At 39.2% G+C, this 1954-nt stretch carries 2 protein-coding genes and 1 pseudogene; all 3 read right to left on the bottom strand.

Features of this window, described 5'->3' with window-relative positions:
* Window positions 1-227 precede the first annotated feature (227 nt).
* Complete coding sequence (locus tag AC1DUA_RS35450; protein WP_477504202.1) at window positions 228-500, bottom strand: YolD-like family protein; 273 nt, start codon at window positions 498-500, stop codon at window positions 228-230.
* Window positions 497-928, bottom strand: a pseudogene (locus AC1DUA_RS35445) (DinB/UmuC family translesion DNA polymerase); the annotation flags it as partial. The pseudogene AC1DUA_RS35445 and the gene AC1DUA_RS35450, both read right to left, overlap by 4 nt.
* Before the next feature lie 825 nt (window positions 929-1753).
* Window positions 1754-1954, bottom strand: a 201-nt coding sequence (locus AC1DUA_RS35440; RefSeq protein WP_477504201.1) for a hypothetical protein, incomplete at its 5' end; no start/stop codon positions are given.

Here is a 1954-nt window from a genome sequence, read left to right as displayed (position 1 = left end):
GGTGAATCAACTCCACCTCTGTTCCCGCACGCCTTTTTAACGACACGTCCTAATATATCTCGCTATCTTTCGTTCATCATTAAAATCTAAAGGATAAAATCCTGCGAATAGACGAGCTTGCGTGAGGATATCAGATTATACCGAGGGAGTGGAATGGCTTAACTAAAATTACGAACCAATTAGCAACTACAAATATACTTTCCCCTTCTTATCATTTATTTTTGAATTCAGACTATAGATTTCCCCGTTTCACCCAAGACCAAATTTGGTAAGAGCCAAAAAGTGCAGCTAACAATTTCATATAAAATTAACTCAATTGGTTTCTTGTACATTTGCGATAGACTCAGCACAGCTGATATTTGTTGTATTTCTTGCACATCACGTATAGGTCGTGAGATACGCTGACTTTCTCTTTGATTTCTAATCGCCGACTCTTTATGTTGAGGAAGCATCATCCGGCTGGATTCCCAAAGTCCATTAAGTTCTAATTTCTTACTCATTTATAATGACCTCCAATTTTGCCAGCTCGATCAGTAGCTAGACCAGCTTTCATTAGACTCGAAGCGTGAATAATCGCCGTATTTCCAAAACGATCCTTTATTCCATCCAATACACCATCGAGCTTACGCATCCTCGTAATGTCTTCAAATAGATCTAGCTGCGTGATCTCCTCGTTATCAAGTGATCCAAGCGTTACTCCGACTTTACGCACGGGATTCCCGTTCCARTTACGATGGAATATTTCACGAACTGATCCGAAAACTTTTAATGTATTATTCGTGGTAAAGGGCATTTTCCGCTGCTGACTAAATCCAATAGGTGCATCGTATGGGGAACACATGCAAAATACATGTACAGTCCCACTCGAGTAACCMTTCGCACGCGCATCGCGACAGACCTCTTCTGTCAATTCCAATAGCACAATGTCTACTTCTTCAGCTGTCTAATGACACAAATGAGCCCTCCATTAATGACACAAATGTGCCTCCATAATTTACATGCGCGCGAATCCCCCGCGGCGGCGTTGTTCTTCTCACTTCACAATTGAGAATACTTTTAAACCGGCCAAATATTTTTCAGCAGATTTCTTTTCGCTGTCTAGACCTGATTGTATCGCAAGTCTCATAGGTTACATATTGTTCGTACATGTTCTCCTCCTACTTTCCAAATAATTTTCTCAGGTAACTCATTAAAAAATAGGTTAATATCACGCACTATCTACAATATGGGAATTAGGATAGAAAAGTGTTAAGTGCTTGAATCAGTGGGACAAGTTAATGCTTTTTTTGAAGGAAAACAATGTTAATGCCTTTCTGGGCAAGCGAATTGGCCAAGTTATACCAGTTGTACTAGTAATGTCCTGTCTGTTCCATGCCTATTATTAATGCTATTTTGTCGGTGTTTTTGTTGTAAGCCACCCCTCCATCTTTGTAATTTTATAGACCCTGGAGTATGTTTGATAGATGCTGGTTTGTGAGGATAATTCCACTATAATTAGTAGCTAACAGCAAGGTGAGAATCATGATGACGAATATGTATTAAGCACCACTGGAGAACGGTACATTAAGGTGAATTGTCAATTCCTTGGTAAAAGTTAATTCCAATACTATACTCATAATCCTAGAATATAGTTAGCATTAAGAAGAATAAACGTAATAATAAAAGGTCAGTCTGCTGAAACAAACTAACCTTTGCAACAATAGTTCTGAATTACTTCAATGAAACAAGAATTTCTAGCCAAAAACAACGCCCGCTAAACGTACTCCGAGATGCAGCCAAGCGGCTTTTTCGTACGGTGATCAAACGGCATCCAAAGCTTCAGAAATAGCTTCCATCTGTACCTGTGGTGAAAAGTGACCAAGAACATGTAGAGCAAATCTTGTTGCGTTATTTGGCTGAAATGAAGGGGAAACAGATTCAACCTGTTGTACCTCTTAAACCCATTGTTCATAAT

The sequence above is a fragment of the Paenibacillus sp. 01T422 genome (genome assembly GCF_056398785.1).
The sequence above is the reverse complement of the archived record's forward strand: the minus strand, read 5'-3'. Positions and strand labels throughout refer to the sequence as shown.